The sequence below is a fragment of the Agromyces terreus genome (assembly GCF_009749465.1).
Classification (GTDB): Bacteria; Actinomycetota; Actinomycetes; order Actinomycetales; family Microbacteriaceae; genus Agromyces; species Agromyces terreus.
Genome location: NZ_WBIS01000005.1, coordinates 90,630 through 116,692, shown reverse-complemented (window position 1 = coordinate 116,692; position 26,063 = coordinate 90,630). Strand labels below are relative to the sequence as shown.

The window sequence follows — 26,063 nt, the reverse complement described above, 5'->3', positions numbered from 1 at the left end:
ACTCCTTCTCGAGCGCACGCCGCGGTGATCATCGGCGGGCACCCGCACGATTCTATGCGTTGGCGACGCAGCGGTGTTCTCTGGCGCAGTCGAGGTGTACCCGGTCACACCGCTCGCGACTTGTCGTCGGGGGCAGTGACATCGCCCCGGGGGGCGAAGACCGCGTCGATCAGCCGATCGGTCGCTTCTCCATCTTCGAGTGGCGTGAAAGCCGTTCGGAAGTCCGCGCGCGCCGTCGACCAATCCTGGCCAAGTTGAATCGGGTCGGCGAGCAGCTTGGCGACCTCTGCCGTCGTCGTCACGAGTGGGCCAGGGGCCGTCGGCTCGTACTCGAAGAATCCCGGGCGCTCGGTGAAGTAGCGCTCACGATCGGGTGTGAGGAAGATCATCGGCTTGTCGGTGAGCGCGTAGTCGAACCGGAGCGACGAGTAGTCGAGGATAGCCGCATCCGACGCGAGGATCAGGTCGTTGATGTCGGGATGGTTCGTGACATCGATCGCCGAACGATCGGCTTCGGATTGATGGCGCGCGTTGAACGGGTGTCCACGCATCAGCAGGCGATGGCCGGGGCCGAGACGACGGAGCAGATCATCGGTGTCGAGGAAGTTCGTCCTCGCCGCGGACATGTCATTCGCGGAGAGATAGTCGCGGAACGTCGGAGCATAAAGGACTGCGGTCTCCGTCTCGGAGATCCCCAGGGCGCCGCGTGCGGCGGTTCGCCGTTGAGCCGATTCCGCGTCGATCAATGTGTCATTGCGCGGGTAGCCGAGTTCGAGGATCTCAGTGGAGCCCGCCTGATCATCACGGAAGAACTGACGGAGATAGGGCGTTGCGTAGGGCGCCGGTGAGACGAGGTAGTCCCACTCGTCGGCCCGCCGGTAGAACGATTCGATTCGTTCTGGCGAAAAGCCGAGACGCCTCCACCAATCTGTTCCATTCGCCTTGAACGGATATCCGTGGAAGGTCTCGATGACCACCTGCCCGTCGCGCTTCTCGAACCAATCGGGCTGGTGCACGTTCACGACGATGTAGTCGGCATTCGCAAACGCCTCGAAGTACTCTCTCGAGTTCTCGATGACGCGTATGCCGCCTTCAGGCACGTATATCGAATAGTCGCGGGCAGCCCAGATGAGGTCGAGGTCTGCACCCCGTTCGAGAAGGCGCTTGTGCAGGGCCAGAGCGCTGTCATTTGCGGATTCGCTGTACAGGCAGCGGAAGAGCACCGATCGTCGAGCACGCCTGGTCGTCGTGATCGCAGCCTCGCGTCGCAGACGCTCAACGTTCCCCGACCCGCGGTCCCCGTCAGGCCGTGCAACGTCGATGTCAACGGCGAGCGTCGCCCAATTGTGTGCGCGCACCGTGATCAAGTGCTGGGGGGTCTTGAACCGCAGAGGCAGTTGCAGATGCAGCCGCTGGTCGATCGACGCGCTTCCGTCAGCGGCTTCGACGCGATAGCCACCTCGGGGGAGGGGGATCGACGTGCGGCCGAACTCAGAGATCGTGAGCGGGAGGGTCAAGCGGTCTGAAGCTGAACCGACCGACAAGCTGATTCGTCGGGTGCCCGATACGGCGTCGACTGCCACGCTGCGAGGGCTGGCAAACGTGAATTGCAGACCGTCGTCGCCCAGCTGCACGTCTGTGATCAGCGCGTCGATTTCGCTGCGTATCGTGGCCGTCGTCGCGGGAACCAGGTGGCCATGGGCGGTCTTCGTCTGTGTGAGAAGTGGGGTCAACCTGGCACCCGTATCGACGACTGATTCCATACCGACCCAGTGCCAGATGCCGCTTGAATCCCGTGCCGTGAGGTACCAGTCGCCCGGGCCGAATCGGCTGGCACGCCGTCCTGGTGACGACACTGACAGGGTGGCTTCTGCCTTCCCAGCCCTGCGTTTGACACGAGCCTCGCGGCGGCGAAGCCCGAAACGATCCCGAGGGCTCACGAGCGCGATGGCCTGGAACTCACCTTCGGTGAGGGCTACGGTGAGCGATGAGCCTTCCAGCGACCACGTTGCGACGGATGGCCGTGGAGCGGTGCAACTGAACGTCGTTACGTTGCCCGATGTCCGGATGAGGTCGACGACCAAGCCTCCCTCAATCGGGATGGCCGGCACCCTCGGGTACTCGCGAGGGGCCGTGACAAGTGCCTCGCGGGTCAGCCCCCCGGCTGACAGCTCGACACGAATTCGGTAGTTCTCGGGGTGGCCTTGGAACATGCGTATGGGGACGTGGACACGCAGGAGAGCGCCGGACCTGTCGACGTTCGCGGAGGAGCGCGGTGCAAGAGCCAGCTCATCGACAGCCCACGCAACTTCGAGCGGCTCGGCGGCTTCGCCACGTTCCGGGACCAGTTCGGCTCTGGCACTCGGCGGAGAGGCGACGAGGTCGAGTCCTTCGATGTAGGACATGACCGACAGGGTGACGTGGTCGTTTTCAAGTCCAGCGCGCGTCATTTCCGCGATGAGTCTGCTCTCGCGTGGTGCGAGGCGGAACGCGGCTGGCGGGAGAGCCGACTCCGCTATCGCATCCATCGACGGGCGGGCGTAGAGCCCATCACCGCGGAGCTCGGCGTCGTACCGCTCACGCTTCCATCCATCGTGCTCCAAGAACTGCAGCGCGAGTGCTTGATCGCCGCTCGCGACAATGTGCGCCAGCATTTTGTTCCGCGCATCGATCTGGTTCCAAGTTGCATCGTCTTGCGCTTCGCCGACGAGGTATCGCACGAAGTCAACGAATCCAGTCCAAGAGTCGGTCGGCATCTCGCGAATGAGCAGGAAGAATTCCGACAGATTGTTCGTGAGCAGTTGGGCTACTCGGACGTTCCGCGCATCCGTGTGCCCGTACTCCTCGAGAACATCGAGCGAGTCTTTGACGGCGCGCCAGTGGTCCGCGATGTTGCGTGGAGTTGTGACCTGTTGTGAGATCGAACTTTGATCCTCACGCATTCGCCAGTTGATCGACACCCTCGAGAGCACATCGAACGAGCGGGCCATGGCATATGCACGCGCAGAGACGGCTTGGTCTTCGTAGAGAAGCCCGACGGGGAATTGAAGGGCGGCGTCGATCCAGAACTGGCGTCGATACACCTTGCTCCACGCGACGGCATTCACTTGGATCTCGGGAAACTCCTCCAGAGTGCAGCCGAGTCGATCAATTGCATGCGCTGAGCGCACCCAGGGCGCCGCAGGCGGATATGAGTTGCGATACTTTCGCCGATACGGCGAGACGGTGAAATCAGAACCTGTCACGCGCAATGCGTCGATCGCCTGGGTGAACACGTGTCGATCAACCACGTCGTCACTATCGATGAAGGTAATGAACTCCCCACGGGCGAGTGCTGCCCCGGTGTTGCGCGCGGAACTCAAGCCTCCGTTCTCCTGACGGACAACCCGGATTCGCGGATCGCGCCGGGCCATACGCCGTGCGATATCTCCGCTGCGATCAAGCGAGCCATCGTCGATGACCAGGATCTCGATGTTTCGATAGTTCTGCTTCGCGAGCGACCGCAGGCACGCCTCGATGTACTGCTCAACCCCATAGGCGGGAACGACGATGCTGAGGAGTCCAGCTCGAGGTCCGGCTCCGAACGCGCGGGTCACGATCGCAGTGGATCCGTAGGCCCAGTTCAGGGCAGTCCGAGCACGCTCGCGCAACGGGAGCAGTCTTGTGTGACCGATGGAATCGAGGAGCAAGGGGTGCAATGCGGCGAGGTCCTTGGGCTGGGTATGCGAAGCCGAGGTGGCCACGAAAGAGTACCCTGATCGTACTGTAAGCGCCTTGTGGCGGCAGGATGCCTCTGACAGGCAGATGAGGAATCTAGGAGGCATCTCGCGATGCGATTGACCGAGCGATTCCGCGCGCTCCGCGCCAGAGGCCGAGCGAAAACCGCACCAGAGGATTCGCGAAGCGTCGAGGTGATTGCCGAGGCCCCGCCATACGTGCCGCTTCGGAATCTCGTGCCGAGTCCACGCTTCGTCGACATTGAGTTGGGCGAGCCGGGGGTGCCGGTGGTCGGTAACCCGATGGGTGTTTACGTTCACGCGCATTCGAAAGCTCGGGCCGTCGAGCTCGAAGATGGCTCATTTGGGATCGAGGTGGAGGGGCGAGGCCAGAACACGGATACTCATATCGCTCCTGGGGGGCGTGAACACCACGACAACTTTGCGTACGGCATGCGGCCCGGGCAGACATACACAGTGATCGTGCGAGTGAATCTCGAAGAGCCGCTGACCGGGCGAATGAGTGCTGACCGGTTGAGTATCAGGATCGGTTGCCGTAGCCGCGGCAAGATTGACTGGGCCTTGGCGCGATCTCACAAGGCCCCGAACCATGCGGGGGAGTACGAACTCTCGGTAACATTCACGCTCCCCGCGGACGCATCGGCGGCGTGGATCTGCTTGCAAGCCGGGGCCTCTCAAGGCGGCGGGAAGGTTGTGTGGTCCCGACTATCGGTGAGCGAATCTGCCTCGGCGCACAAGTACTTCGATGGCTCGACTTCGGGCGACGAGCTCTACTCCTATACATGGGAGGGAGCCGTCAACCAATCGATCTCGGCTCGGCACCTCCAGCAGCCGTTGTCTGAGTCTCACGCGGCCGAACTCGTCAGTCTGTATGTAGAAGAACGAGATCTGCAATCAGCCCGATATGTGGCAGGTAACCTCCAACGGAGCCAGCCCGAAGGCCTTGCTTCGCAACTCGCAGCCGCCCATCTCGGCCGCGCTACGGGGAACGCCGACGCTGAGGAGCAGTATCGAGGCGTCGCAGCTCAGATGAGTGACGTGACGGGCTTGGCCGTCGCGTGGTATTGGATTGGGAGGGCGCGAGAAACACGTAGGGACTGGCGAGGTGCGCGTGACAGCTATCGCAAGGCCGCTGACGCTGTTCCAGACTCACTCGAGTATCGGTACCGTCTCGGGGACGCGCTTTATAGGACGGGCGACACGGCGGAGAGCCGGGCGATCATACTAGCTGCCATAAAAGACGATCAGAGCTTGCCATTCGACGGCGAGGCAGCACTGTCTATTGATCCGAAGACATTCCGAGTTCGTCGTGAGGTTGGGCTGTTCTTGGTCTCACGAATGAGTGAGATCACTCGACGGTCTACGTTGAAGACGCCAAAACCCTTGAACGATGATGCACTTCCGATCTTCGTGTACTGGGCACAAGGTTTCGGTGAGGCTCCCGCAATCGTTCAAGAGTGTCTTTCGCAGTTGCGCGCCTTGCACGGCGCGCGGTTGCACGAACTCACCGACCAGAACATTGCGGCATATGTGGAGCCGATACCCGACGTCGTACGCGAAAGCTCTGGTCGGGCGCACCAGTCAGACATGCTCCGGCTCGCGCTTCTCGAGAAATATGGGGGCATTTGGATCGACGCCACGTGCTTTGTCTCAGAGGATCTGGATGAGGCTCTGTCGCCGCTTCTCAATGAGTTCTTCTGTTTTCGTTACGGCGGGCCGCGCATCTCCAATTGGTTCTTGGCAGCACGGCGCGGCAGTTACATTGTGCGAGCGTGGTTCGCCGCAATGTCGATCTGGTGGGAGGAGGAGGGGTACGTTCCTGATTACTTCCTCGCTCATCACGTCTTTGAGATGTTGTACTGGATCGACCCAGACTTTCGCGCAGCTTGGGAGCGCGTCGTCCCCCGAGATTCGCGTCCGCCACATCAGCTACAGTTCTCGATGTTCGACGCGTACGAATCCGAGACATTTGATGCGCTACTGAACCTCTCATTCGTTCACAAACTGAAGTATCAGTTCTCCGATTCGGCGATGTCTCCCGAATCGAACATCGCTTATCTTCTGCGACGCCAGCTTGGCTAGCTACGAGCGAGATTTGCACTACCTGCCTCCCGTACGAAACCGAAAGGGACTTTCCGTTGATTCGCAAAGCACGTCGAGCCGGCGGTCGACTTCGTCGCGCAGCGCTTCTGCGCTTGCGTCGATTGCGGAGGCGCGTTATTCGGAGCTCCAACGGGGTTGAGCGTGGCCTACTGAGCGTCGTTGTACCTGTCTACAACGTCGAACGGTATGTGGAGAGTGCTGTCGAAAGCGTCATAAACCAGACGTACGAGTATCTAGAGGTAATCGTCGTCAACGACGGGTCGACGGACTCATCCGGCGAGATCGTTGACCGAATTGCTGCACGCGACCCGCGCGTGCAAGTCGTTCACACCTCAAATGGGGGATTGGCTGCAGCGCGCAATGAAGGGCTGAAACACTGTTCAGGTGAGTTCGTAGCGTTCTTCGATTCTGACGATGTGCTGGAACCAGATGCGTACGGGTATGCGATTTCGTCGCTGAGATCGACGGGTTCAGACTTTGCGGTCGCCCCGTACCGGTTCTTGCGTGGGGGCAAGCTTCACCAACCAGGCCGTTGGATTCGAGCGGCTCATGCCGTCGAACGACGCGGCACTACGCTTCTCGCCTTCCCGCAGATTCAAGCGAACGTAGTGGCCTGGTCAAAGGTGTACCGTCGTGACTTCTTTCAGCGAGAGATCGTTGGCTATCCGGTCGGCATCGCCTATGAGGATCAGGAGCCAGCCAGCCTAGGCTACGTTCGAGCTAGAAAGTTCGATGTGCTTTCCCGGCCGATGATCCGATGGCGCATGCGTGACGAACAGACTTCGATTACCCAGCAAGCCGGCAAGGTTCAGAACCTCATCGATCGAGTTGAGGTCATCCGTCGGTCGCTTGAAATCCTTCATTGGTCCGGGCACGATGCAGCACACCTCGAGAGAGTCGTTCAGGTGCTCGAATCGGACGCGTTCACGATCTCTCGGGTGTTTGACGGCGATGATGAGTATTGGGCTGCGGTTGTGGCCGCGACCCGAGCATTGTGGCCACTCGTGCCACGAGAGCAACTTGTTCGGAGGATCTCAGTTCAGGATCGCGTGCTCTATCACCTGCTTCTTGCGGGCGACCGTGAGGCCGCGATGGAATTCCTCGCACTCCGCGGACGGAGTCCTCATGCTTGGGTGTTCGAAGAGGGCGCAGATGGGTTGATTCATGGCCGAATGCCGGCATGGGAAATCCCGTCGGATGCGGTCCCCGCTTGGGCGCTTGTCGCAGCCGACTGGCAGTTCGATGTACAGGCGTGGCTGAATAGGTGGGACTGGACGGAGGAGCAGGGCGTCCTGGAGATTCGCGGACACGCCTATTTCCCAGGCCTTGCGACTCCTATCGAATCGATCGAGGCTGAACTTCGTGACACTCGTGCGGGTGTGCAAGTGCCGGTGGCACTCGAACGTGTGCCGCACTCGCTCGCCGGCTCTCTCACCCAGCATCTGTATCTCGACTACTCGGATAGCGGCTTCGTCGCAAAAATTGATGCACGTAATCTGGAGCAACTCCAGCTCGAGCAGGGTCGAGATCTCGAACTTCAGTTCGTACTCATTGTGCGGTCTGCAGGAATGCGAGTGGTCGCCCCGTTTAACTCATCAGGGTTTGCTTCCGATGACGGGATGCCAGCCGCTGTCGACCTGAGTGCGGGATGCGAAGCGATCGCGAGATACCGCGCCGGTATCGGCATGACAATCAAGATTGCAAAGAAGTCGCGACTCTTGAGCGTCTCAGAGATCGCGTACAACGATGACACGATGAGTGTGACGTTGGATCGACCTCATGGTCTCCGGATCCAAGCGCTCGTGCTCACGAAGCCATCTCAACGTGCTCTGACGTTGCAAAGCACAGTGAGCGGCGACTCAATAGTTGCCCGCGTCCCCGCACTTCCCCGAGGGTTGCAAACCAACGCTCGGGTGAAGGCCCAAACGTCCGATGGCTTGTATTCGCTTCGGTTGTATTCGGGAAGCGACGCTGTAAAGGGTCAACCTGAGTTCATGGTCGGCGGCTGGAGTCAGCCATATTTCTTCGCACCGGGCAGTGTCGCGATTGTGGACGGAATTGACGTAACCGAACACCAGATTTTGATGCGGTTCCGTAACCTCAGGCCTGACTTCACACTTTGGCTTCAGAGTAGGCGCGCAGTCATCTACGGGCAGCATGTCGATGGCGAGCCGGGCACTGTTTCATTTTCACTGGAGCAGGACGCGTTGCCTGGGTGGCAAGCCCAATCTGTAGTCCCCGGGCATTACTCGCTGCGGGTTTCTGAACTGGCTGACGACGGGGAGGACATGCCGATCGCGGTTCGAACGTCAATTGATCTTGATGCTCAGCTTCCGCTCCGCGATCTGAGCGCTTCGCGCCAATCGGTCACCCTGACGCGCGCGACGAACCGTCAGGTCAATGTAAAGATCGATGCCTCTTCTACCGCGGTGCGTACCGCTCGAGATCAGCGGCGAATGATCGAGTTCTACGAGGCGAACTCGGCCACCCTTCGCGACATCGTGTACTTCCAATGCCTGCAAGGCGACCAGGTCAATGATTCACAACTTGCCATTGCAGATGTGATCCGTCGTGACTTCCCAGGCGTGGAGATCATCTGGGGGATCAAGGATTACTCCGTGCGCGTACCCGCTAACGACGGTTCAGTCGTCGTGGGCTCGCACGATTATTTTGACATCCTCGCCGTAGCCCGTGTGCTCTGCTACAACCATGAGGTCCCGGAGTTTCTTCAGCCGCGCCCGGGCCAACAGGTGGTTCAGACGTACCACGGTCATCCGTTCAAGATGATGGGCGTGGGGCGATGGAACGCATTGGGCTTCACGGAAGCGCAGATTCAGCGCGGTCTCGATTGGCGTGAGAAATGGACGATGCTCCTCTCGCCGACCCCGCTCGCGACACGGCTCTATCGTGAGCACTTTCCCGTGTCGGCAGAAATCGCAGAGATCGGCCATCCTCGGAACGATCGCTTGGTTGTCATCACGCCAGACGACCGTGAGGAAGTACGCCGGCAACTTGGTATTGAGGCCGGTAGAACCGCAGTGCTTTACGCACCAACATGGCGGGACTATCAGGCCACTTCGCCATGGGCTTCGAAGATGGTGACGTTCGTCGACCCACAGCGGCTCGCTGAGTCGCTCGGTGAAGGTTACGTGGTGCTTCTCCGTGGGCACCCGGCGCATGGTCGGGATGGAAGCTACAAGCAGGTGAAGAACGCTCAAGTGATTGATGTCACCTATCACCCCGACGTGAATGACTTGATCCTCGCCGCAGATGTTGGCGTCTTCGACTACTCCTCGATCAGGTTCGACTTCGGTGTGACCGGTAAGCCGATGATCTTCTTCGTTCCAGACAAGCAGCAGTTCTTCACCTCTGCTCCGTCTTTGATTCCGTTCGATGAGACGGCACCCGGTCCCCAAGTCGAGAACGTCGACGAGCTTGTAGACGCGATCGTCCATATTGAGGAAGGGCGGGAGAGGTTCGCGGATGACTACCGAGTGTTCCGGGAGAGGTTCGCGGGCTTGGATGACGGTCATGCAGCGGAGCGCGCTACTCGCGCGATCTTCGATCGCGCAGGAATCGGTTCTCAGAACTCGGATCCCAGAGGCGCGGGTTCGACTGCAGTCGGTTAACCGGCTTGGTCGCTTGGCTCACGCGGCGGCAGAGGTTGGCATCTAGCAGGATTATGACGGCTCCGCGAGACTGCTCCGTGCAGTCTCACGGTACGGCCGAGGTGCCTCGAAGTAGACGATCAATTATCGCTGCAGTGTGTGCCCAGAATGCCGGTGTGTGAGCGGGATGCTGTTGACCGCATGGCGAGTCGGTGTCTGGCTAGGGATTCGTCAAGGGCGATGCAGTTGATCGCAATGAACGTTCGACCGCGCGTCGCAGCGGCCGGGCGAACGGGCGCTCGACGAATCGGTTGATCAGCCAGGCCATGAGAAGCACGGCAGCGATGGCGATTCCCAAGGCGACATAGCTCGGAACGTACGCATGCACGTTCCGGATGAACCACCAGCCCCAGTACTCATGAATGAGATACAGGGGATAGGTCAGCGCGCCGAGCGTGGTCATCCACCTCCACGAGATCCGCTTCAACGGCGTGAGCACCGCGACCGCCACGAGTGCGAAGCAGACCACGATCGCGATGCTCGCCGAGGTCTGGCCGATCGGCACCGATGTCGTCTGTTCAATGCGCCAAGCGCTGTGGCCGCCGCTCCAAGCCATGCCGAGGAGCACGTTCGAGCCGAGAACCAACCACGGAACGAGTGATCTCGGTTCACGGAGGACCAGGAACAGCATCATTCCGCCAGCGAAGAGGGGCGCGTAGTCGGAGATGAGTACGGTGGCGAGGAAGTCTGCGCCCGATCGATCGGCGATGGCCGCGACCGGCGGCCAGAGAAGTGCAAATGCGAGAATTCGCGCTCGCGTCATACCGATCGCCATGAAGACGGCAATGAGTACGTAGAAGCGAAGCTCCGCCCACAGCGTCCAATACACGCCATCGACATGGCCCATTCCGATGGCGGGATGCATCATCGTGAGGTTCGCGGCGACCTGCGTGAGCGTCATAGGCTTGCCCTCAGGCCAGAGCACGACCAGCAAGAATCCCGAGAGCAGCACGCAGACCCAGAACGCCGGGAACAGTCGACTCACGCGGGAAGACACGAAAGCGGGGACGTCTCGACCCCACGAAGTCATCAGAATGACGAAACCGGAGATGACGAAGAACAGGTCGACGCCGAACGCGCCCCAGGCCGTATACGTATGGAACGTGGGGAATGCCTCGTTGACCGGGATTCCCCACGAGGGATTCGCTCGGGCCGTGAAGTGGTGCAGCACCACTGCGGCGGCGGCGAAGAAGCGCAACGCATCGAGTGCCGCGAACCGCGGTGCGCCGGGTTGCGGGTCCGGTGGCAGGTCGCGGATGCTCGGGGCGGTCGTGGGGGCGGAAGTCACCGAGAAAGAATACGTGACGGCAGAGCAGCCCCTTGACGAGCGAATCGTTGCGGCGATCGTTCACGCAGCGCGGAGAGTTCGCCGACACCAGGCGCGGCTGTGGCGGGCCACGAATCGAGGCCGTCGCGCGTCATCCGCGCGCCGACCCTGAGACGGCCGCGCCGAAGCGCTCGAAGAACTCGGGCGCGGTCGAGCGCAGGTAGGTCGCGGTCGCGTGGTGCTGGTCGCGGTAGACGATGACCGAGCCGGCCACGGCGGGGCAGTGGTTGTCGACGCAGTAGAGGTCGAGCGTCGGCACGACGGGTGCGCCGATGAGGCGTGCGGCGTCGGCGTAACGGTCGGCGGGGGTCGTGGCATCCGCTTCGGGCACGTCGCATGCGCCGGCACGCAGGTCGGCCTCTGACGATTCGATCACGCAGGTGGCGCCGGCGTCGCCGATGCGCGGGTTGTCCTCGATGACGATGATGCGGCTGCCGGCGTCGGTCAGGCGCCCCCAGTTCTCGGCGATGCGGGCGGGTTCGGCGGGCACGTCGATGGCGCCCCGTCCGCCGGCGTACACGACGAGGTCGAAGGGCTCGGCGTCGAACAGCAGGTGCTCGGTCTGCTCGAGCCGCCCGCGGCATCGGTCCGAGACATCCGCGTCACTGGAGGTCTGGGCGCCCCAGACGCAGCCGTTGCCGACCATGGTCGTGACCGTCCAGCCCGCTTCGCCCGCCTCGGCGTCGAAGAGCGACCGGTACATCGCGGCGTGGGAGTTGCCGATGAGGGCGATGCGGGTCGGCCCGTCGCCCGAGGTGCAGGTCGTGAGGTCGGTGGCGTCCGGCTGGGTGTAGCAGTCGTAGGCGTCGCCCGTGTCGTCGAGCAGTGCCGCGCGGTCCGGCACCAGCGGCTGGTCGGCGAGCACCTCGGCGCATTCCGCGTCGCGGCCGAGGGCGCCGGCACCGAAGCAGCTTCCGGCCGTGGCTTGAGCGGATGCCGCGTCGCGGTCGAGCTGGGATGCGGCGGCCGTGCCCGCGGCGATGCCGAGCCCGGCGGCCGCGACGACGGCGACCCACGCGCCGACGAGGAGCATCGTGATCAGAGGGCGTCGTGCGGGCACGGGCCAGGAGGCCGAGACCTGACGCTCGACGAGCCGGTTGCCGAGCACCGCGAGCCCGATCGCGAGGGCGATGATCAGCGAGCCCTGCCAGAGGTTCGGCGTCGCATGCTGCCCGAACAGGTAGCGGTACGACACCAGGAGCGGCCAGTGCCAGAGGTAGATGCCGAACGCGACGCCGCCCAGCCAGACCAGCGGGCGGCTCGCGAGCAGGCGGGTCGCCGCCCACGGGCGCTCGTTCTGCCGGGTCGCGACGAGCAGCAGGGCCGCGCAACTCACCGGCCACAGTGCCGCGACGCCCGGAAAGCTGCTCGAGACGGGCAGCAGCATGCCGCAGACGACGAGCCCGACGAGTCCCACCCACGAGGCGATCGCCGCCGCCGTGCCGCGCAGCACCAGGCGCGTGCCCGCGAGCGCGATGAGCGCACCCACGCCGAACTCCCACAGGCGGGTGCTCGTGCTGAAGTACGCGGTGGGCTGGGCGACCGAGGTCTGCCAGAGCGACCAGACGAAGGATGCCGCGGCGACGAGCGCGATCGCGGCGGCGAACATGCGGCGGAAGCGGGCGGTGGGGTCGGCGGCGGCGCGCGCGGGGTCGGATCGGCGCGGGCGGCGTGTGCGGCGCGGGCGCAGGGCGACCCAGAGGGCGCCGAGCGCGACGAGCAACCAGATCACGTAGAACCAGCCCTGCAGGCTCATCGCCCAGAAGTGCTGCACGACCGTGTGCGGATCTTCGGCGTTGAGGTAGTCGACCGCGCTGACCGCGAGCAACTCGTTCTCGACGTACAGCGCCGACGCGAGGATCTCGGTGAAGTTGCGCGCCCGCAGCACCTCGGGGGCGAGCGTGACCGTGATCGCCAGCGCGGCGACGAGCACGACCGCGGCCATCGGCCACACGCGCCGCGCCAGGCGCCCGAGGTACTGCAGCGGGCGGATGCGCCCCTCGCGACGCACATGCCCCACGAGGGTGAGCGTGATCAGGAACCCCGTGATCACGAAGAAGACGTCGACCCCGCCCGAGACCTTGCCGAACCAGATGTGGTACGCCGCGACGAGCAGCGCGGCCACCGTGCGCAGGCCCTCGATCTCGAGTCGCTTCGTCGACGCGGGCGCGGGGAGGGCTTCATTCGGCGAGCTGCGCCGCCCCGCGGCATCCGCCCCCGAGGTCGTCGACGGACTCGAGGCCATCGAAGCGGTCGGTGCGGTCACGGGGCGCGAGCGTACCCACGGCCGGTGAACGGCAGGCGAACAACGGTCGCTCGCGGCATCCGCTCGGTCTCGTGGTTCAGCCCACGCCGCGCAGGCGCACTCGCCTCCCGCCGGAGTATCGTCGGTGATGTCAGACATACTCGAAAATGGATCGGATTCGGGTAGCGCGCCTCGGCGCGAACGCAACAGGAGGAACCGATGAACACGAAGGCTCGGCGCGAGTTTCGTGTCACCCCCGGCACCGAGTTCGTCGATGTCGAGACCGAGGATGTGATCTACCACGGCCAGGCGCTCAGCGAGGGCCGTGTCGAGGCGATCGTCGAAGACGTGCGCCGCGCGAATCTCATCCCGGGCGGCAAATCGCTCAACGGTGATGGAACGCACTCCCGCCGGCTCACGTTGCGTGTACCCGATGAGTTGTACGACGTCATCGAGGCGACTGCCGAAGAGCGGCACAGCAGCGTGTCGAAGGTCGCTCGCGAGGCGCTCGAGGAGTGGTTTCGCAAGACCGCCGAGACCACACCGTAGTTCAGCAATGGCAGGCGAACAGACGAGGATGCCTCGGGCGAAAGGTCTCGCCCGAGGCATCCGGTCGGTCTCGTGGTTCAGGTCGCGCAACCGGCGCGGCCCACGCGCGTCACACGAACGCGGCGCTGCCCGTGATCTTGCGGCCCACGATGAGGGTGTTCATCTCGCGCGTGCCCTCGTACGAGTAGAGCGCCTCGGCGTCGGCGAAGAAGCGGGCCACGTCGTACTCGAGCGTGATGCCGTTGCCGCCGCACGCCTCGCGCGCCCACGCGACGGTCTCGCGCATGCGGGCGGTCGTGTAGGCCTTCGCGAGGGCGGAGTGCTCGTCGCGCTGCTCGCCGCGGTCGAGCATCTCGGACACGCGCACGACCATGCCGAGCGAGGCCGTGATGTTGCCGAGGCTCTTCACGAGCAGGTCCTGCACGAGCTGGTGCGAGCCGATGGTCTTGCCGAACTGCACGCGCTCGCCGGCGTACTTCACGGCGGCCTCGTAGGCGCCGATCGCGGTGCCGACCGCGGCCCAGGCGACCTCGGCGCGGGTCAGGCGCAGCACGCTCGCGGTGTCGCGGAACGAATTGGCGTTCTGCAGGCGCAGCGACTCGGACACGACGACGTCCTCGAGGGTGATGTCGGCGTTCTGCACGGCGCGCAGGCTGATCTTGCCCTGGATCTTCGTGGCCGTGTAGCCGGGCGTCGAGGTGGGCACGATGAAGCCCTTCACCTGGTTGTCGTCGACGTCCTTCGCCCAGATGATCGTGATGTCGCTGAAGGTGGCGTTGCCGATCCAGCGCTTCGCGCCGTTCAGCGTCCAGCTGTCGCCGTCGCGCTTCGCGGTCGTGCGCAGCCCCTGCGCGGAGTCGGAGCCCGACAGCGGCTCGGTGAGGCCGAAGGCGCCGAGCACCTCGCCGCTCGCGAGCTTCGGGATCCACTCCTCGCGCTGCTCCTTCGAGCCGCACACGCTGATGCTGCCGGTCGCGAGGCCGTTCTGCACGCCGACGAACGTGGCGACGGATGCGTCGACGCGGGCGAGTTCCATCGCGACGAAGCCGCGGAACACGGCCGAGTTCTCGAACGGCTTCGTCTCGTCCCACCCGTAGGAGAGGACGCCGTGCTCGGCGAGGGGCTTCACGACCTGCATCGGGAACTCGGCGCGCTCCCAGTAGTCGCCCACGATGGGCTTCACGTCGGCCTCGAGCCACGCGCGCAGCTCGGCGATGGCCTGCTTCTCGCGCTCGGTGAGGAGGGATTCGTACGAGTAGAAGTCGCTCGCGAGCGGCTCGAAGGTCATGACATCTCCAATACGTCGTCGGATGCCCCGAGCCTACGTCCGCGATCCGAGCGGGCTCAGGCCGTTGGTAGCTTTGAGGGAAATCTCGGAAGGGGCCCTCAGGAATGTTTGTGTCGATCGGCAACACCCCGCGCGACTACGCGTGGGGCTCGACCTCGGCCATCGCGGGCTTCCGCGGCGTCGCCCCGTCGGGCGGTCCCGAGGCGGAGCTCTGGCTCGGCGCGCACGCGGGCTCGCCGGCGCGCATCGTCGACGCGGCATCCGTCGGGCACGACGACCTCGCCGCGTGGATCGCCGCCGACCCCGAGACGGCCCTCGGCCCCGATCTCGCCGCGAGGGGCGCGCGACTCCCGTTCCTGCTGAAGGTGCTCGCAGCGGCCGAGCCGCTCTCGCTGCAGGCGCATCCGACGCCCGAGCAGGCGCGTGCCGGGTTCGCGCGCGAAGAGGCCGACGGGCCCGAGATCACGGCGTACGACCGAAACTACAAGGACGGGTTCCACAAGCCCGAGCTGATCGTGGCCGTGAGCGAGACGTTCGACGCGCTCTCGGGATTCCGGCCGCTCGACGAGGTCGCGGGGGTGCTGCGCACCCTTCGGGCAGCGGATGCCGCCACGGCCGACCCCCAGCCGGTCGCGCTCGACCTGCTCGAGGCGCGCCTCGTCTCGCAGCAGCCGCTGCGCGACACCGTCGAGTGGCTCCTGCGCGACGGACGCGGCGGCGACACCGGAGAGGTCGCGTGGGTGGTCGAGCGGGTCACGGCGCTCGCGCCGGCGGCCGCCGCGCTCGAGTCGCCCTACGCGCGCTCGTTCGAGACGGTTGGCGCGCTCGCCGAGGCGTACCCCGGTGATCCCGGCATCGTCATCTCGCTGCTGCTGAACCGCGTGCGGCTCGTGCGCGGGGAGGCGCTGTACCTCGCGGCCGGCAACATCCACGCCTATCTCGACGGGCTCGGCATCGAGCTCATGGCCGCGAGCGACAACGTGCTGCGCGGCGGCCTCACGCCCAAGCACATCGACGTCGACGAACTGCTCGAGGTGCTCGACTTCACGCCCATCGCGCCGCCGCGCCTCGCGCCCGAGCAGGTCGGCGCCGGCGTCGAGGTGTTCCGGCCCGACGTGCCCGACTTCGTGCTCTACCGGGTCGAGCCCCCATCGGCATCGGATGCCGCGGGCGCCCGCTTCGGATCAGCCGGGATCGAGCTCGACGGGCCGGCGATCATCATCGCCGAGCGGCACGGCGTCACGGTGCGCGGAGCCTCGGGCGAGGCATCCGTCGCCCGAGGCGAAGCGCTCTACATCACGCCCGACGAGGAGCGGATCGTGGTGACCGGCGAGGGCATCGCCTGGGTCGCGACGACCGGGCGCTGAGGCGTCCCGTGCGCCGCGCGCCGAGTCCCGCGCGCGCCGAGTTCAGCCGGTGACGCGATCGAGCAGTTCGGCGTACGCGAGCGACATGGCCGCCGGGAGGCGCTCCCGCGCGTAGGCCAGCGCGGACTCGCGTGCCGACGGCTCGAGGTACCAGCCGTCGGCGAGCAGCTCCGCGATGGACTCGGCCGGGCGCGCGACGTCGAAGAAGCGCACCCAGGGCTGGTCGCCGTAGGGCGAGGTCAGCGCGTGCACGCCGGGAAGGATGCACGGCACTCCGAAGGTCGCCGACAGGTGCATCGTGCCCGAATTGAGCACGTTCTGATAGGGGAGCACGGTCACGTCGGCCGCTGAGAACCAGCTCGCCACCTCGTCGTCCTCGATGAACCTCAGCGCCTTCGCGACCGGGGTCGCCGATCGTTCGAGCTCGTCGAGCGTGCCTCGCATCGCGGGCGCCGGGTTGCCCGCGAGGAGGAGCTGGAACCGGGCGCCCTCGGGGTCGGCGAGCGCGAGGCCCGCGATGAGGTGTTCGACCCCCTTGTACGGCCGCACCTGTCCGAAGAAGAGCACGGTCGTCGCATCGCCGTCGGCGCCGACCGCCTCCGCGGCCTCGGCGCGCGGCAGCCGGGCGCCGTAGATGCCGTGGTAGCTCGAGTGCGGGATGACGGTGATGCGGTCCTCGTCGAGCGCGTAGGTCGCGGCGACCGCTGCGGCCGTGGCATCCGTCAGCACGTGCACCTCGTCGGCGGCAGCGGCGAGATCGGCGTGCAGCCGGGTCGCCGTGGATGAATACTTCGTGTCGTGCGGGAGAACATTGTGCACGGTCCACACGAGGCGCCCCCCTCGCGCCCGGAACGAGCGGATCGCATCCATGAATCGGGCCGTTCGCCCCTCCGCGTCGCCGGAATTCGCGGCTCGTTCGGTGATCGGGCTGGGCCAGTGCAGATGGAAGACGTCGGGCCCGTCGGGGGAGCCGAGCACCGCGACGGCCTCGGCGTAATCGGTGGAGCCCTCGACGCGATATCCGCGCGCAAGCGGCTGGAGCTTCAGCATGTTGAGGAACGGATTTCCGCCCCAATCAGGGAAAACGAACACTCGAGGGTGTCGCGTCGATGCCGCGACGGGGGCCGGCGCGGGACGGTGGGGCAGCACTGCGGCGGTGTTCGGCAGGGACACGACGGCTCATTTCGAGATGCGATGATGTTGGCCCGCCGAGTGTAGGAGTCGAAAGTGAACGATCAGTTGCCGAGTGCCGTCCTCGCCGTCGAGGCGCCGACGACCGCGCCGGCCGTGTCCGTGATCGTCCCGACGCGCGACGTCGAGGACTGGATCAGCGAGACGCTCTGGTCGATCCTGAACCAGACGCTCGCCGAGCTCGAGGTCATCGTCGTCGACGATGGATCGACCGACCGGACCCGGGAGATCGTCTCGGCGTTCGCCGAAGCCGACTCGCGCGTGCGGCTCGTTCCGAACACGGCCCGCGGAGGCGCCGCGGCCCGCAACCTGGGCGTCGCCCTGGCCGCGGGGGAGTACCTCGCGTTCGCCGACGGCGACGACATCGTGCCGGCCGACGCGTACGCCCGGCTCGTGGCCCAGGCCCGCAGCACCGGCGCTGAGATGGTGATCGGAAACCACCTGGTGCTCGAGCCGCAGCGGACCACCACGCGCAACCAGAGCCTCCCGATCTACGGCGGCACGCGCGTCGGCATCACGATCGCCGACGAACCGCGCTTCCTCCGGGACCGGGTGTGCTGGAACCGCATCGTGCGCCGTCCGGCATGGAACGCGCACGGCATCGCCTTCGCCGAGTCCCGCCGCTCGAACGACATCCACGCCATGGTGCGGTGCTACTGCGCGTTCTCGTTCGACGTGATCGAGTCGCCGGTCTACGCGTACCGCAGGCGCGTCGGAGCGACCTCGATGACCGCCGCGAAGCTGCAGCCGGACTCGCTCGAGCAGCACTTCACGCAGGAGCTCGCCTGCATGCACGCCATCCGCGAGCTCGACGATGCCACGGTGCTCGAGGGGTACTATCGCGGCATCCTCGAGCACGACATCTGGGCCCATGGGCGGGCGATCATGGCGGCCGGCGCGCGCGAGGATGCCCGGTTCGATGCGGCGCGCGGACTCGTCGCGGAACTCCTCGCCGGCGCCCCGGAGCGGGCACTCGCCGCCGTCTCCGAGACGAAGGCGACCGCATACCGCTTCGCCGCCGCCGGCGACTGGCGGGTGGCCGGCGTCGTCGCCGCCCTCGGCGACGCTCCGCGACTGCGGACGGAGCTCGAGGCCGTGGGCCTCGCCGCCGTCGTCGACGGATTCCGCGCCGTCGCGGCGCCGTCCGAACTGCTCGTGCGCATCATCCGGGAGGGGCCGCTGGAATCGCTCGGGTCCGAACGCGTCGCGACGGTGGGCGACGCGGAGGCGCTGGCCGCGTCGAGGCAGCTCCGGGACATCCGCGGCTCGGAGGCGTCCGCGCTCGGGCTCACCCTGCAGGAGCGGTCGCGCATCGCGATCGTCGCGCTCAGCGGGCGCCGCGCTCGCAGGAACCTCTCCCTCGCCGATCGTGGATACCGGTTCTCGCGGCGGTCGGCCGGAAGCGTTCTCCGACTCGTCGGACGCCGTTAACCCGCCGGACTCCTGACGGGCCCCGCGCGGCACCGCCACGTCACCCGGCACGGCTACCATGTGGGCTCGTCCCGGGCGAAGGGTGCCCGGCATCCCGTCCGTGTCGGTTCCGACGCGCGGGCGATCACGAATGGAGCCGGTTCTGAACCCCATCGCGAAGACCACCACGAGCCCGGATGCCCCGGTCGTGTCGGTGGTCGTCCCCGTCTTCGATTCCGAGGAGTGGCTCCCGGCCCTCATCGGTTCGCTCCAGGAGCAGACGCTCGACCGCTGGGAGGCGATCCTCGTCCTCGACGGTCCGGTGGACGGCTCCGGCGACATCGCGCGGGCGGCGGCGTCGGCCGATCCGCGCATCGTGGTCGTCGAGACCGCGAACGGCGGCGCCGGCCGCGCCAGGAACCTGGGCATGCGCAAGGCCCGGGCGGAGTACCTCGCCTTCTTCGACTCCGACGACATCGTCCCGCCCGATGCGCTCGAACGTCTCATCGGGTCGCTCTCGGCCACGGGCTCGGATCTCGTGACCGGCGCCGCGCTCCAGACCGGCGGCGGCCAGAGCGGCACCTGGCCGTACTGGACCATGAAGGGCGGCGCGCACGCCAGGCCCGAGACCGGGGTCGACCTCGTGCACAGGCCCGAGCTGATCTTCGACCACACGGTGTGGAACAAGGCGTACCGGGCCGGGTTCCTCCGCGACCACGCGATCGAGTTCCCCGAGGGCACGACCTGCGAGGACCTGGTGTTCTGCGCGAGGACCCTCATCGCCGCCGAGGCCGTCGACGTGCTCGCGGCGACCGTCTACGTCCACCGTCGCCGGCCCGGCTCCGTCACGACCTCCGGGCACTTCGGCGATGCCGCCATGAACGACTGGATGACGCAGATCGAGGCGTGCGCGCAGCTGATCGACGAGGTCGCGGATGCCTCGTTGTCCTCGGTCTTCTACCAGCGCCTCCTCCGGGACGAGGCCTGGACGAGGGCGGCGAAATGGGCGGACCTGCCGGCGGGCGCGATCGCGGACACCCTGGCCTCGACGTGTGCGCGATTCCTCCGGAGCGCGCCGACCGCGGTCGTCGAGACGCTCCCCGCCTCCAAGCGCGCGACCTACCTGATGATGGCGCGAGGCGCCCACGCGCTCGCCTCGCTCGTCGGCGGAACGGCCCGGACGCAGCATCTCGACGCCGCGAACGTCGCCGCCGTGCGCGACCTCGTGGGCGAGGCGGACTTCGCCGTGCTCGCGCCGGGGCTCGCGAAGCACAACCTCGTCGACCCGGTGTTCGACCTCGACCGGCCCCTGTTCGACGAGGACGACCTCCGCGCTGCGACGGCGTTCCTCCGTGCGCTGCCCGAGCTCGACCACGTGGTGCTGCTCCAGCGCCGGCATCAGAGCGACGCGGTCCTGCGTGCTGTCGAGCGCGGCGACCGGGCGGCCCTCGCCCGGATCCGGTTCGGCGCCGCCGACCCCGTCGAGTTCCGAGACGCCCGGTGGTCGGCCCGTCGCCGGGCGATCGACCTCGGGCCCATCCCGGGCAACGTGGTCGAGCGCACGGCCGTCTGGGTCGCGGCATCCGGCGTCCGCATCGAGGTGCCGATCGGGAACGACGACCGCGGCAGCTCGATCCCCCTGCCCGACGGCGATCTGGTCCGGAGCGGCGTGGAACTCGCGCTCGTGCTGCGGCGGAGCGGGCCCGACGGCCTCGACGTCGCCGCCCGGCTCCACGACGCACCGCGATCACGGCGCTTCGATCGGTTCTACGTCCGGCGCACACCGGACGGGCTTCTCGTCATCCGGGATCGCGGGCGGTTCGTGCCGCGGATCCTCAAGGCCCTGCGTACCCGGGCCGCTCGGGCGTGGCAGGCGGTCGCGCCTCGGCGAGCGGCCCGGCCGGCGGCCGTGCGCTAGCCTCGCGCAGCCGCTCCTCGAGCAGGGCGAGCGAGACGGACTCCTCGGGCGTCGGGCGGCCGCCGATGCGTTCCCGGAGGCGCCCGAGCGCTTCGCCGGCCTCGTCCGGGCCGCCTCGGCCGCCGGCGGGCGAGGACTCGGGGGCCGGCTGCCCGTCGTGCGTCCAGAGGTCTGCCGGGAAGGCGCGAACGAGCGCGTCGAGGTCGATCTCGGGCACCGGGACCGGTCCGAGTTCGAGGGCGTGCTCGAACGACGAGGCGAACTCCACGTTGTAGCGGCCGGTGGAGGCGTAGTAGTCGACGTACTTGAACGGGTGCTCCACCTCGGAGCGCACCGGGCGGGACGGGATGCCGAAGGCGTCGGCCAGGATCACGCCGTGCAGCGACGAACCGGTCACGAACTCGGCGCCGGCGATCTCGCGCATCACCTCGAACGGATCCCCGATGGGCGACACCCGCACCGCCTCGTCGAACCGTTCGATCTCGTGCAGGTTCGGCACGGCGATCGGGCCGCGGTCGGGCCCGCCCGACGCGGGTCGCAGCTCCGGCCAGAGTTCGGCGGCCAGGAGCGCGGGATCGCCGTGGACGGCGGGCGCATCGAGCCCGGCGGCGAGCACGGCGCAGCGGGTGAACGGACCGCGGAGCGCGCGGACGTCGAGCACGGCCGGGAGTTCGGTCGCCACCTTGCCGTTGAGGCCCGAGCCCCAGACGACGTCGCCCGCCGTCGCGAAGTGCAGGACGGAGCCGACCGTGAGCAGGCGCCCCCGGAATGCCGGAGCCGGATCGGCGGCCGCGGGTCGCCGTCGCACGAGGGCCTCGACGATGCGGGGGCCGAGGAGGTCGCCGAAGTTCGAGACGCGACGACCGTCGCGATCGGGATTCCAACGAAGGCATCCGACCCCGGAGACGTCCTCGAAGAGATCGCTCGGCACCCCGCCAGACTATGGGCCCGCGAGGCGGTGAACAGGCTCGCACCCGTTGTTCACCCGGCGGACAGCAGACGTCCCGAACCGGACACCTTCGCGTTGTACGTTCCCCGCGTGAATGCGATGACCGAACGGTTCAGACGGCTCCCGCGCCGCGCCGCACGAATCGGCCTGCGGCCCGCTCGCGCGGTCGCGAACCGCCTGCGGATGCGGCGGGCCCGCCTCCTCGCGGCGCGCGTGCCGCACCGGGAACGCCGCGTCGGATGGATCGACGTCGTCATGCCCGTGCGGGATGTCGCCGACTACGTCGACGAGAGCATCCGCTCGGTGCTCTCGCAGAGCCACTGGCGCGTGAACCTCGTCGTCGTCGACGACGACTCGGCCGACGACACGGCCCGCCGCGTGCAGCGCTGGGTCGAGCGCGACAGCCGCGTGCGACTGCTGAGCACGGTCTCGCACGATCCCAACGCGGCGCGCAACCTCGCCCTCGCGCAGACGGATGCCGAGTTCCTCGCGTTCCTCGACGGCGACGACGTGCTGCTCGAGCACGCCTACCGCGACCTGCATCGCCGGCTCGCGGCATCCGGATCGGACTTCATCGCCGGCTCCTACGACCGCCTCGCCGACGGGGTGCGCACTCCCGCCGCGTTCTGGATCGGCGATGCGCACGCGATCGACCACGACGCGACCACCGCCGAACGTTCGCCCGCGATGCTCGTCAACGCGGTGCAGTGGAGCAAGCTCTACCGGCGCTCCTTCTGGGACGCCGAGCAGCTGGCCTTTCCCGAGGGCGGACACTTCAACGACCAGATCGTGAGCGCGAGGGCCTACGCGGCGGCCTCGGCGTTCGACGTCATGCGCCGGCCGGTCGTGTCATGGCGGGTGCGCTCCGACGGCTCCTCGATGACCCAGCAGCTCGTGTCACCGGCGCAGATCGCCGATCGCTTCCGCACGAGCAACGCCGCGCTCGCCGTGCTGGCGGCCGAGGGGTCGCCCGCGCTGGCCCGTCATCGCCGCGTGCAGTTCCTCGAGAACGACCTCGGCATCGCCGCCGGGCGGTTGCCCGACATGGGCGACGAGGCGTACGGAGTCCTGCGCGACGGACTCGCGGCGTTCGTGCCGGCGACGGACGAGGCCGAGATCCGGCGGCTCGTGCCCTCCGCGATGAAGGTGCTGTTCCACCTCGTCATGAGCGATGACCGGGCGTCCGCCGAGGCCTTCATCCAGCGCGGCGGGCTCGACCTGCTTCGGCACCGGCCGGTCTCGATCGGCGGCCGGGTGCATGTGCGGCTGCCGTTCTGGGACGACGCCGCGGCCGGCGTGCCCGTCGAGTGCTTCGAGGCCTCGCCGCGCGACCTCCGGTTCCTGCGTGAAGCGGGCCTGCTCGAGACCTGCGAGGTGCTGCAGTCCCCGCCCGCGCGGGTGCCCGGGCCCGTGACCCGCGAGCTCGAGCAGATGCTCGACGCCGCGGCATCCGAGACCGAGGCGGCGCCCGCCTCCGTGTGAGGCCGCGACGCGAAGCGTGGCGAGCGGGCCCGGCACGCCGCGGCCCTGCCCGGCGCGCCTCAGCTCGCCGCCTGGCCGACCAGTTCGCGCACCGGCTCGCCCATCGACTCGCCGCGGACGCCGAAGAGGCGCCGATAGGCGGTGGGCGTGGTCTGCAGCACCTTGACGAAGTGGTGGCGCATGACCGCGGCCGCACCGAAGCCGGTCTCGCGCGCGATCTCCTCGAGGGAGAGCGAGGTCTCCTCGAGCAGCTGCTGCGCGCGGAGCAGGCGTTGGCGGTTGAGCCAGGCGTTCGGCGTCGTGCCGGTCTCGGCGCGGAAGCGACGGGCGAACGTGCGCGGCGACATGAGCGCCTTGCGTGCGAGCAGGTCGACCGTGAGGTCTTCGTCGAGGTGTTCGAGCATCCACGCGGTGACGGTCGCGAAGGAGTCGCTGCGGCACTCGGGCACCGGCGTCTGGATGAACTGCGACTGCCCGCCGTCGCGCTGCGGCGGCACGACCATGCGGCGCGCGATGATGTTCGCCGCGGCGGCGCCGAGCTCGGTGCGCACGATGTGCAGTGCGGCGTCGATGCCGGCGGCCGTGCCCGCGCCCGTCACGACGCGCCCGTCCTGCACGAAGAGCACGTCGGGGTCGACGACGGTGTCGGGGAACATCTCGGCCATCTGGTCGGTGTACATCCAGTGCGTGGTCGCCCTGCGCCCCGCGAGGACGCCGGCATGGCCGAGGGTGAACGCGCCCGAGCAGACCGAGAGCACCCAGGCGCCGCGGTCGACGGCGCGGCGGATCACGTCGAGCACGCGCGGGTCGGGCTCGGACCCGATGATCGACGCGGGCACGGCGACGAGGTCTGCCCGGTCGGCGAAGTCGAGGTCCTCGTGCACGACGACGTCGAACCCGAGTTTCGTCGAGATGGGGCCGGGATCGGCCGCGACGACGTGGAAGTCGAAGGTCGGCCCGCCCTGCGCCGAGCGGTCGATGCCGAACACCTCGCAGAGCACGCCGAACTCGAACGGGGCCATCTGGGGGAGTGCGATGCACGCGACGGAGGTGAGCACGAGGATCTCCTTGGCAGGAAGTGGTCGATTACTGGCAATCCTGCCAGTGTCGGCAGGATGTCGCAAGAGGAAGACTTTCTGCCATGACCATTCTCATCATCCTCGTCATCTCCGCACTCGCCGTCTCGGCCGCCGTGGGCGCGATCGTCGTCGCCGGCCGCGACGGCTACCGCCGGGTCCCTCGACGCAACATGCGAGAGGCCGCCCGTTAGCATCGACTGAGGCCGCCGACCGGGTTGCGGCCCGGAAAGGCAGGACATGAGCTGGCTCGTCACCGGAGGCGCCGGATACATCGGCGCCCACGTCGTTCGCGCATTCGCCGAGCAGGGCATCGACGCGATCGTGCTCGACGACCTCTCCTCGGGCCGCAAGGGCTTCGTGTCCGGCGCCACGCCCTTCGTGCAGGGCTCGATCCTCGACGGCGAGCTGCTCGAGAACGCCTTCGAGCGATACGGCGTGCAGGGCGTCGTGCACCTCGCGGGCTTCAAGTACGCGGGCGTCTCGGTCACCCGACCGCTGCACACCTACCAGCAGAACGTCACCGGCACCGCGACCCTCCTCGCCGCCATGGAGCGCGCGGGCGTCGACCGCATCGTCTTCTCGTCGAGCGCCGCGGTCTACGGCACCCCCGACGTCGATCTCGTGACCGAGGCGACGCCGAAGCACCCCGAGTCGCCCTACGGCGAGTCCAAGCTCATCGGCGAGTGGCTGCTCGCCGACCAGGCGAAGGCCACGGGCCTGCGCCACACGAGCCTGCGCTACTTCAACGTCGTCGGCTCCGGCACGCCCGACATCTTCGACGCGAGCCCGCACAACCTGTTCCCGCTCGTGTTCGACGCGCTGCTCGACGGCCGCACCCCGCGCATCTACGGCACCGACTACCCGACGCCCGACGGCACCTGCGTGCGCGACTACATCCACGTCGCCGACCTCGCCGCCGCCCACGTCGTCGCCGCGAAGCGCCTCGACGCGGGGGAGCCCATCGAACCCGTCTACAACCTCGGGTCCGGCGACGGCGTCTCGGTCGGCGAGATCATGCAGGCCGTCGCGGCGGGCACCGGCATCGCGTTCGAGCCCGAGCGGGCCGAGCGCCGCGCCGGCGACCCCGCCCGCATCGTGGCCTCGGGCGAACTCGCCGCGCGCGATCTCGACTGGCGCATGCGGCACAGCCTGGCCGACATGGTCTCCAGTGCCTGGAGTGCACGGCAGGCCGCCGCGACCCCCTGAGACCGGTTCGGCCGGGTCGAGGCATCCGCTCAGATCACAACTCGTCAACACCCTCGGCGTGTCGAGCACGTCGTGAAGCCTCGAGGGCGGGTCGAGGGTTTACGATCCGCGACTTGACTCTCGGGAATTACACCGGTGTAATTGGTCAAGACACACCCTTCGGGTGGTCGGTACAACTGGGTGGGAGACGATATGAGCAATCCTGAATATCGTTCTGGAGTACCTGACGATTGGTTCGTCGATCCGGTTCGGCTCGGCGTTCCTGGGGTTCGTCCGGGGGCCGACGACGACAATCCGCTGGCATGGCAGAGCGACGCACTGTGCGCACAGACCGATCCGGAGGCGTTCTTCCCCGAGAAGGGCGGCTCCACCCGTGATGCGAAGAAGATCTGCACCGGCTGCGAGGTTCGGGCGCAATGCCTCGAATACGCGCTCGGCAACGACGAACGCTTCGGCATCTGGGGCGGACTGTCCGAACGCGAGCGACGCAAGCTCCGCAAACGCGCGGTCTGAACGAAGCATCTGAACGCGCGGGCAGGCTGAT

The 26,063-nt window shown here is 67.0% G+C and carries 17 protein-coding genes; 10 read left to right on the top strand and 7 right to left on the bottom strand.

Features of this window, described 5'->3' with window-relative positions; translation table 11 throughout:
* Positions 1–104 precede the first annotated feature (104 nt).
* Complete coding sequence (locus tag GQQ92_RS11680; protein ID WP_197738225.1) at positions 105–3,596, bottom strand: bifunctional glycosyltransferase/CDP-glycerol:glycerophosphate glycerophosphotransferase; 3,492 nt, start codon at positions 3,594–3,596, stop codon at positions 105–107.
* A gap of 234 nt (positions 3,597–3,830) precedes the next feature.
* Here GQQ92_RS11680 and GQQ92_RS11675 point away from each other — a divergent pair, with 234 nt between their 5' ends.
* On the top strand, positions 3,831–5,819 hold the full coding sequence (locus tag GQQ92_RS11675; RefSeq protein WP_156999475.1) for a capsular polysaccharide synthesis protein: 1,989 nt from the start codon (positions 3,831–3,833) through the stop codon (positions 5,817–5,819).
* Positions 5,820–5,875: 56 nt separating this feature from the next.
* Entirely contained in the window at positions 5,876–9,469 is a 3,594-nt protein-coding gene (locus GQQ92_RS11670) for a bifunctional glycosyltransferase/CDP-glycerol:glycerophosphate glycerophosphotransferase (protein ID WP_331251617.1), read from the top strand.
* Positions 9,470–9,668: 199 nt separating this feature from the next.
* On the opposite strand, the gene GQQ92_RS11665 is transcribed toward GQQ92_RS11670, so the two are convergent.
* Positions 9,669–10,796 carry an acyltransferase family protein gene (locus GQQ92_RS11665; protein WP_197738224.1) on the bottom strand — a complete coding sequence of 376 codons (1,128 nt, stop codon included), beginning with the start codon at positions 10,794–10,796 and terminating at the stop codon, positions 9,669–9,671.
* A 130-nt stretch (positions 10,797–10,926) separates the two neighbouring features.
* The gene (locus GQQ92_RS11660) at positions 10,927–13,101 is read right to left on the bottom strand and encodes an acyltransferase family protein (protein WP_197738223.1); all 2,175 of its coding nucleotides are present in this window, start codon (positions 13,099–13,101) and stop codon (positions 10,927–10,929) included.
* Between the two features lie 198 nt (positions 13,102–13,299).
* Between GQQ92_RS11660 and GQQ92_RS11655 the strand changes: the two genes are divergently transcribed.
* Positions 13,300–13,629 (top strand): ribbon-helix-helix domain-containing protein, encoded by a 330-nt coding sequence (locus tag GQQ92_RS11655; RefSeq protein ID WP_156999471.1) that lies wholly within the window; start codon positions 13,300–13,302, stop codon positions 13,627–13,629.
* A 109-nt stretch (positions 13,630–13,738) separates the two neighbouring features.
* On the opposite strand, the gene GQQ92_RS11650 is transcribed toward GQQ92_RS11655, so the two are convergent.
* Positions 13,739–14,917, bottom strand: coding sequence for an acyl-CoA dehydrogenase family protein (locus GQQ92_RS11650; protein WP_156999470.1), 1,179 nt, complete (start codon positions 14,915–14,917; stop codon positions 13,739–13,741).
* A gap of 104 nt (positions 14,918–15,021) precedes the next feature.
* Between GQQ92_RS11650 and manA the strand changes: the two genes are divergently transcribed.
* A complete protein-coding gene (gene manA, locus GQQ92_RS11645; protein WP_156999469.1) occupies positions 15,022–16,284 on the top strand; it encodes a mannose-6-phosphate isomerase, class I in 1,263 nt (420 codons plus the stop codon).
* A 42-nt stretch (positions 16,285–16,326) separates the two neighbouring features.
* On the opposite strand, the gene GQQ92_RS11640 is transcribed toward manA, so the two are convergent.
* Positions 16,327–17,334 (bottom strand): glycosyltransferase, encoded by a 1,008-nt coding sequence (locus GQQ92_RS11640; protein WP_156999468.1) that lies wholly within the window; start codon positions 17,332–17,334, stop codon positions 16,327–16,329.
* 177 nt (positions 17,335–17,511) lie between these two features.
* On the opposite strand from GQQ92_RS11640, the gene GQQ92_RS11635 reads away from it, so the two are divergent.
* Positions 17,512–18,906: a glycosyltransferase family 2 protein gene (locus tag GQQ92_RS11635; protein ID WP_156999467.1), complete on the top strand. Its 1,395-nt coding sequence runs from the start codon at positions 17,512–17,514 to the stop codon at positions 18,904–18,906.
* A gap of 130 nt (positions 18,907–19,036) precedes the next feature.
* Positions 19,037–20,803, top strand: coding sequence for a glycosyltransferase (locus GQQ92_RS11630; RefSeq protein ID WP_197738222.1), 1,767 nt, complete (start codon positions 19,037–19,039; stop codon positions 20,801–20,803).
* On the opposite strand, the gene GQQ92_RS11625 is transcribed toward GQQ92_RS11630, so the two are convergent.
* Entirely contained in the window at positions 20,721–21,734 is a 1,014-nt protein-coding gene (locus GQQ92_RS11625) for a polysaccharide pyruvyl transferase family protein (protein WP_156999465.1), read from the bottom strand. The genes GQQ92_RS11630 and GQQ92_RS11625 overlap by 83 nt on opposite strands.
* Before the next feature lie 117 nt (positions 21,735–21,851).
* On the opposite strand from GQQ92_RS11625, the gene GQQ92_RS11620 reads away from it, so the two are divergent.
* The gene (locus GQQ92_RS11620) at positions 21,852–23,234 is read left to right on the top strand and encodes a glycosyltransferase family 2 protein (protein ID WP_156999464.1); all 1,383 of its coding nucleotides are present in this window, start codon (positions 21,852–21,854) and stop codon (positions 23,232–23,234) included.
* Between the two features lie 59 nt (positions 23,235–23,293).
* Here GQQ92_RS11620 and GQQ92_RS11615 read toward each other — a convergent pair whose 3' ends face one another.
* Entirely contained in the window at positions 23,294–24,292 is a 999-nt protein-coding gene (locus tag GQQ92_RS11615) for a GlxA family transcriptional regulator (RefSeq protein ID WP_156999463.1), read from the bottom strand.
* 83 nt (positions 24,293–24,375) lie between these two features.
* Here GQQ92_RS11615 and GQQ92_RS16930 point away from each other — a divergent pair, with 83 nt between their 5' ends.
* The 3 genes from GQQ92_RS16930 to GQQ92_RS11605 all read left to right on the top strand — a co-directional run bounded on the left by GQQ92_RS16930 (position 24,376) and on the right by GQQ92_RS11605 (position 26,032).
* Positions 24,376–24,504 carry a hypothetical protein gene (locus GQQ92_RS16930; protein WP_269149173.1) on the top strand — a complete coding sequence of 43 codons (129 nt, stop codon included), beginning with the start codon at positions 24,376–24,378 and terminating at the stop codon, positions 24,502–24,504.
* Between the two features lie 46 nt (positions 24,505–24,550).
* Complete coding sequence (gene galE, locus GQQ92_RS11610) at positions 24,551–25,519, top strand: UDP-glucose 4-epimerase GalE (protein WP_156999462.1); 969 nt, start codon at positions 24,551–24,553, stop codon at positions 25,517–25,519.
* 192 nt (positions 25,520–25,711) lie between these two features.
* Positions 25,712–26,032 carry a WhiB family transcriptional regulator gene (locus GQQ92_RS11605; RefSeq protein WP_156999461.1) on the top strand — a complete coding sequence of 107 codons (321 nt, stop codon included), beginning with the start codon at positions 25,712–25,714 and terminating at the stop codon, positions 26,030–26,032.
* The last annotated feature ends 31 nt before the right edge of the window (positions 26,033–26,063 follow it).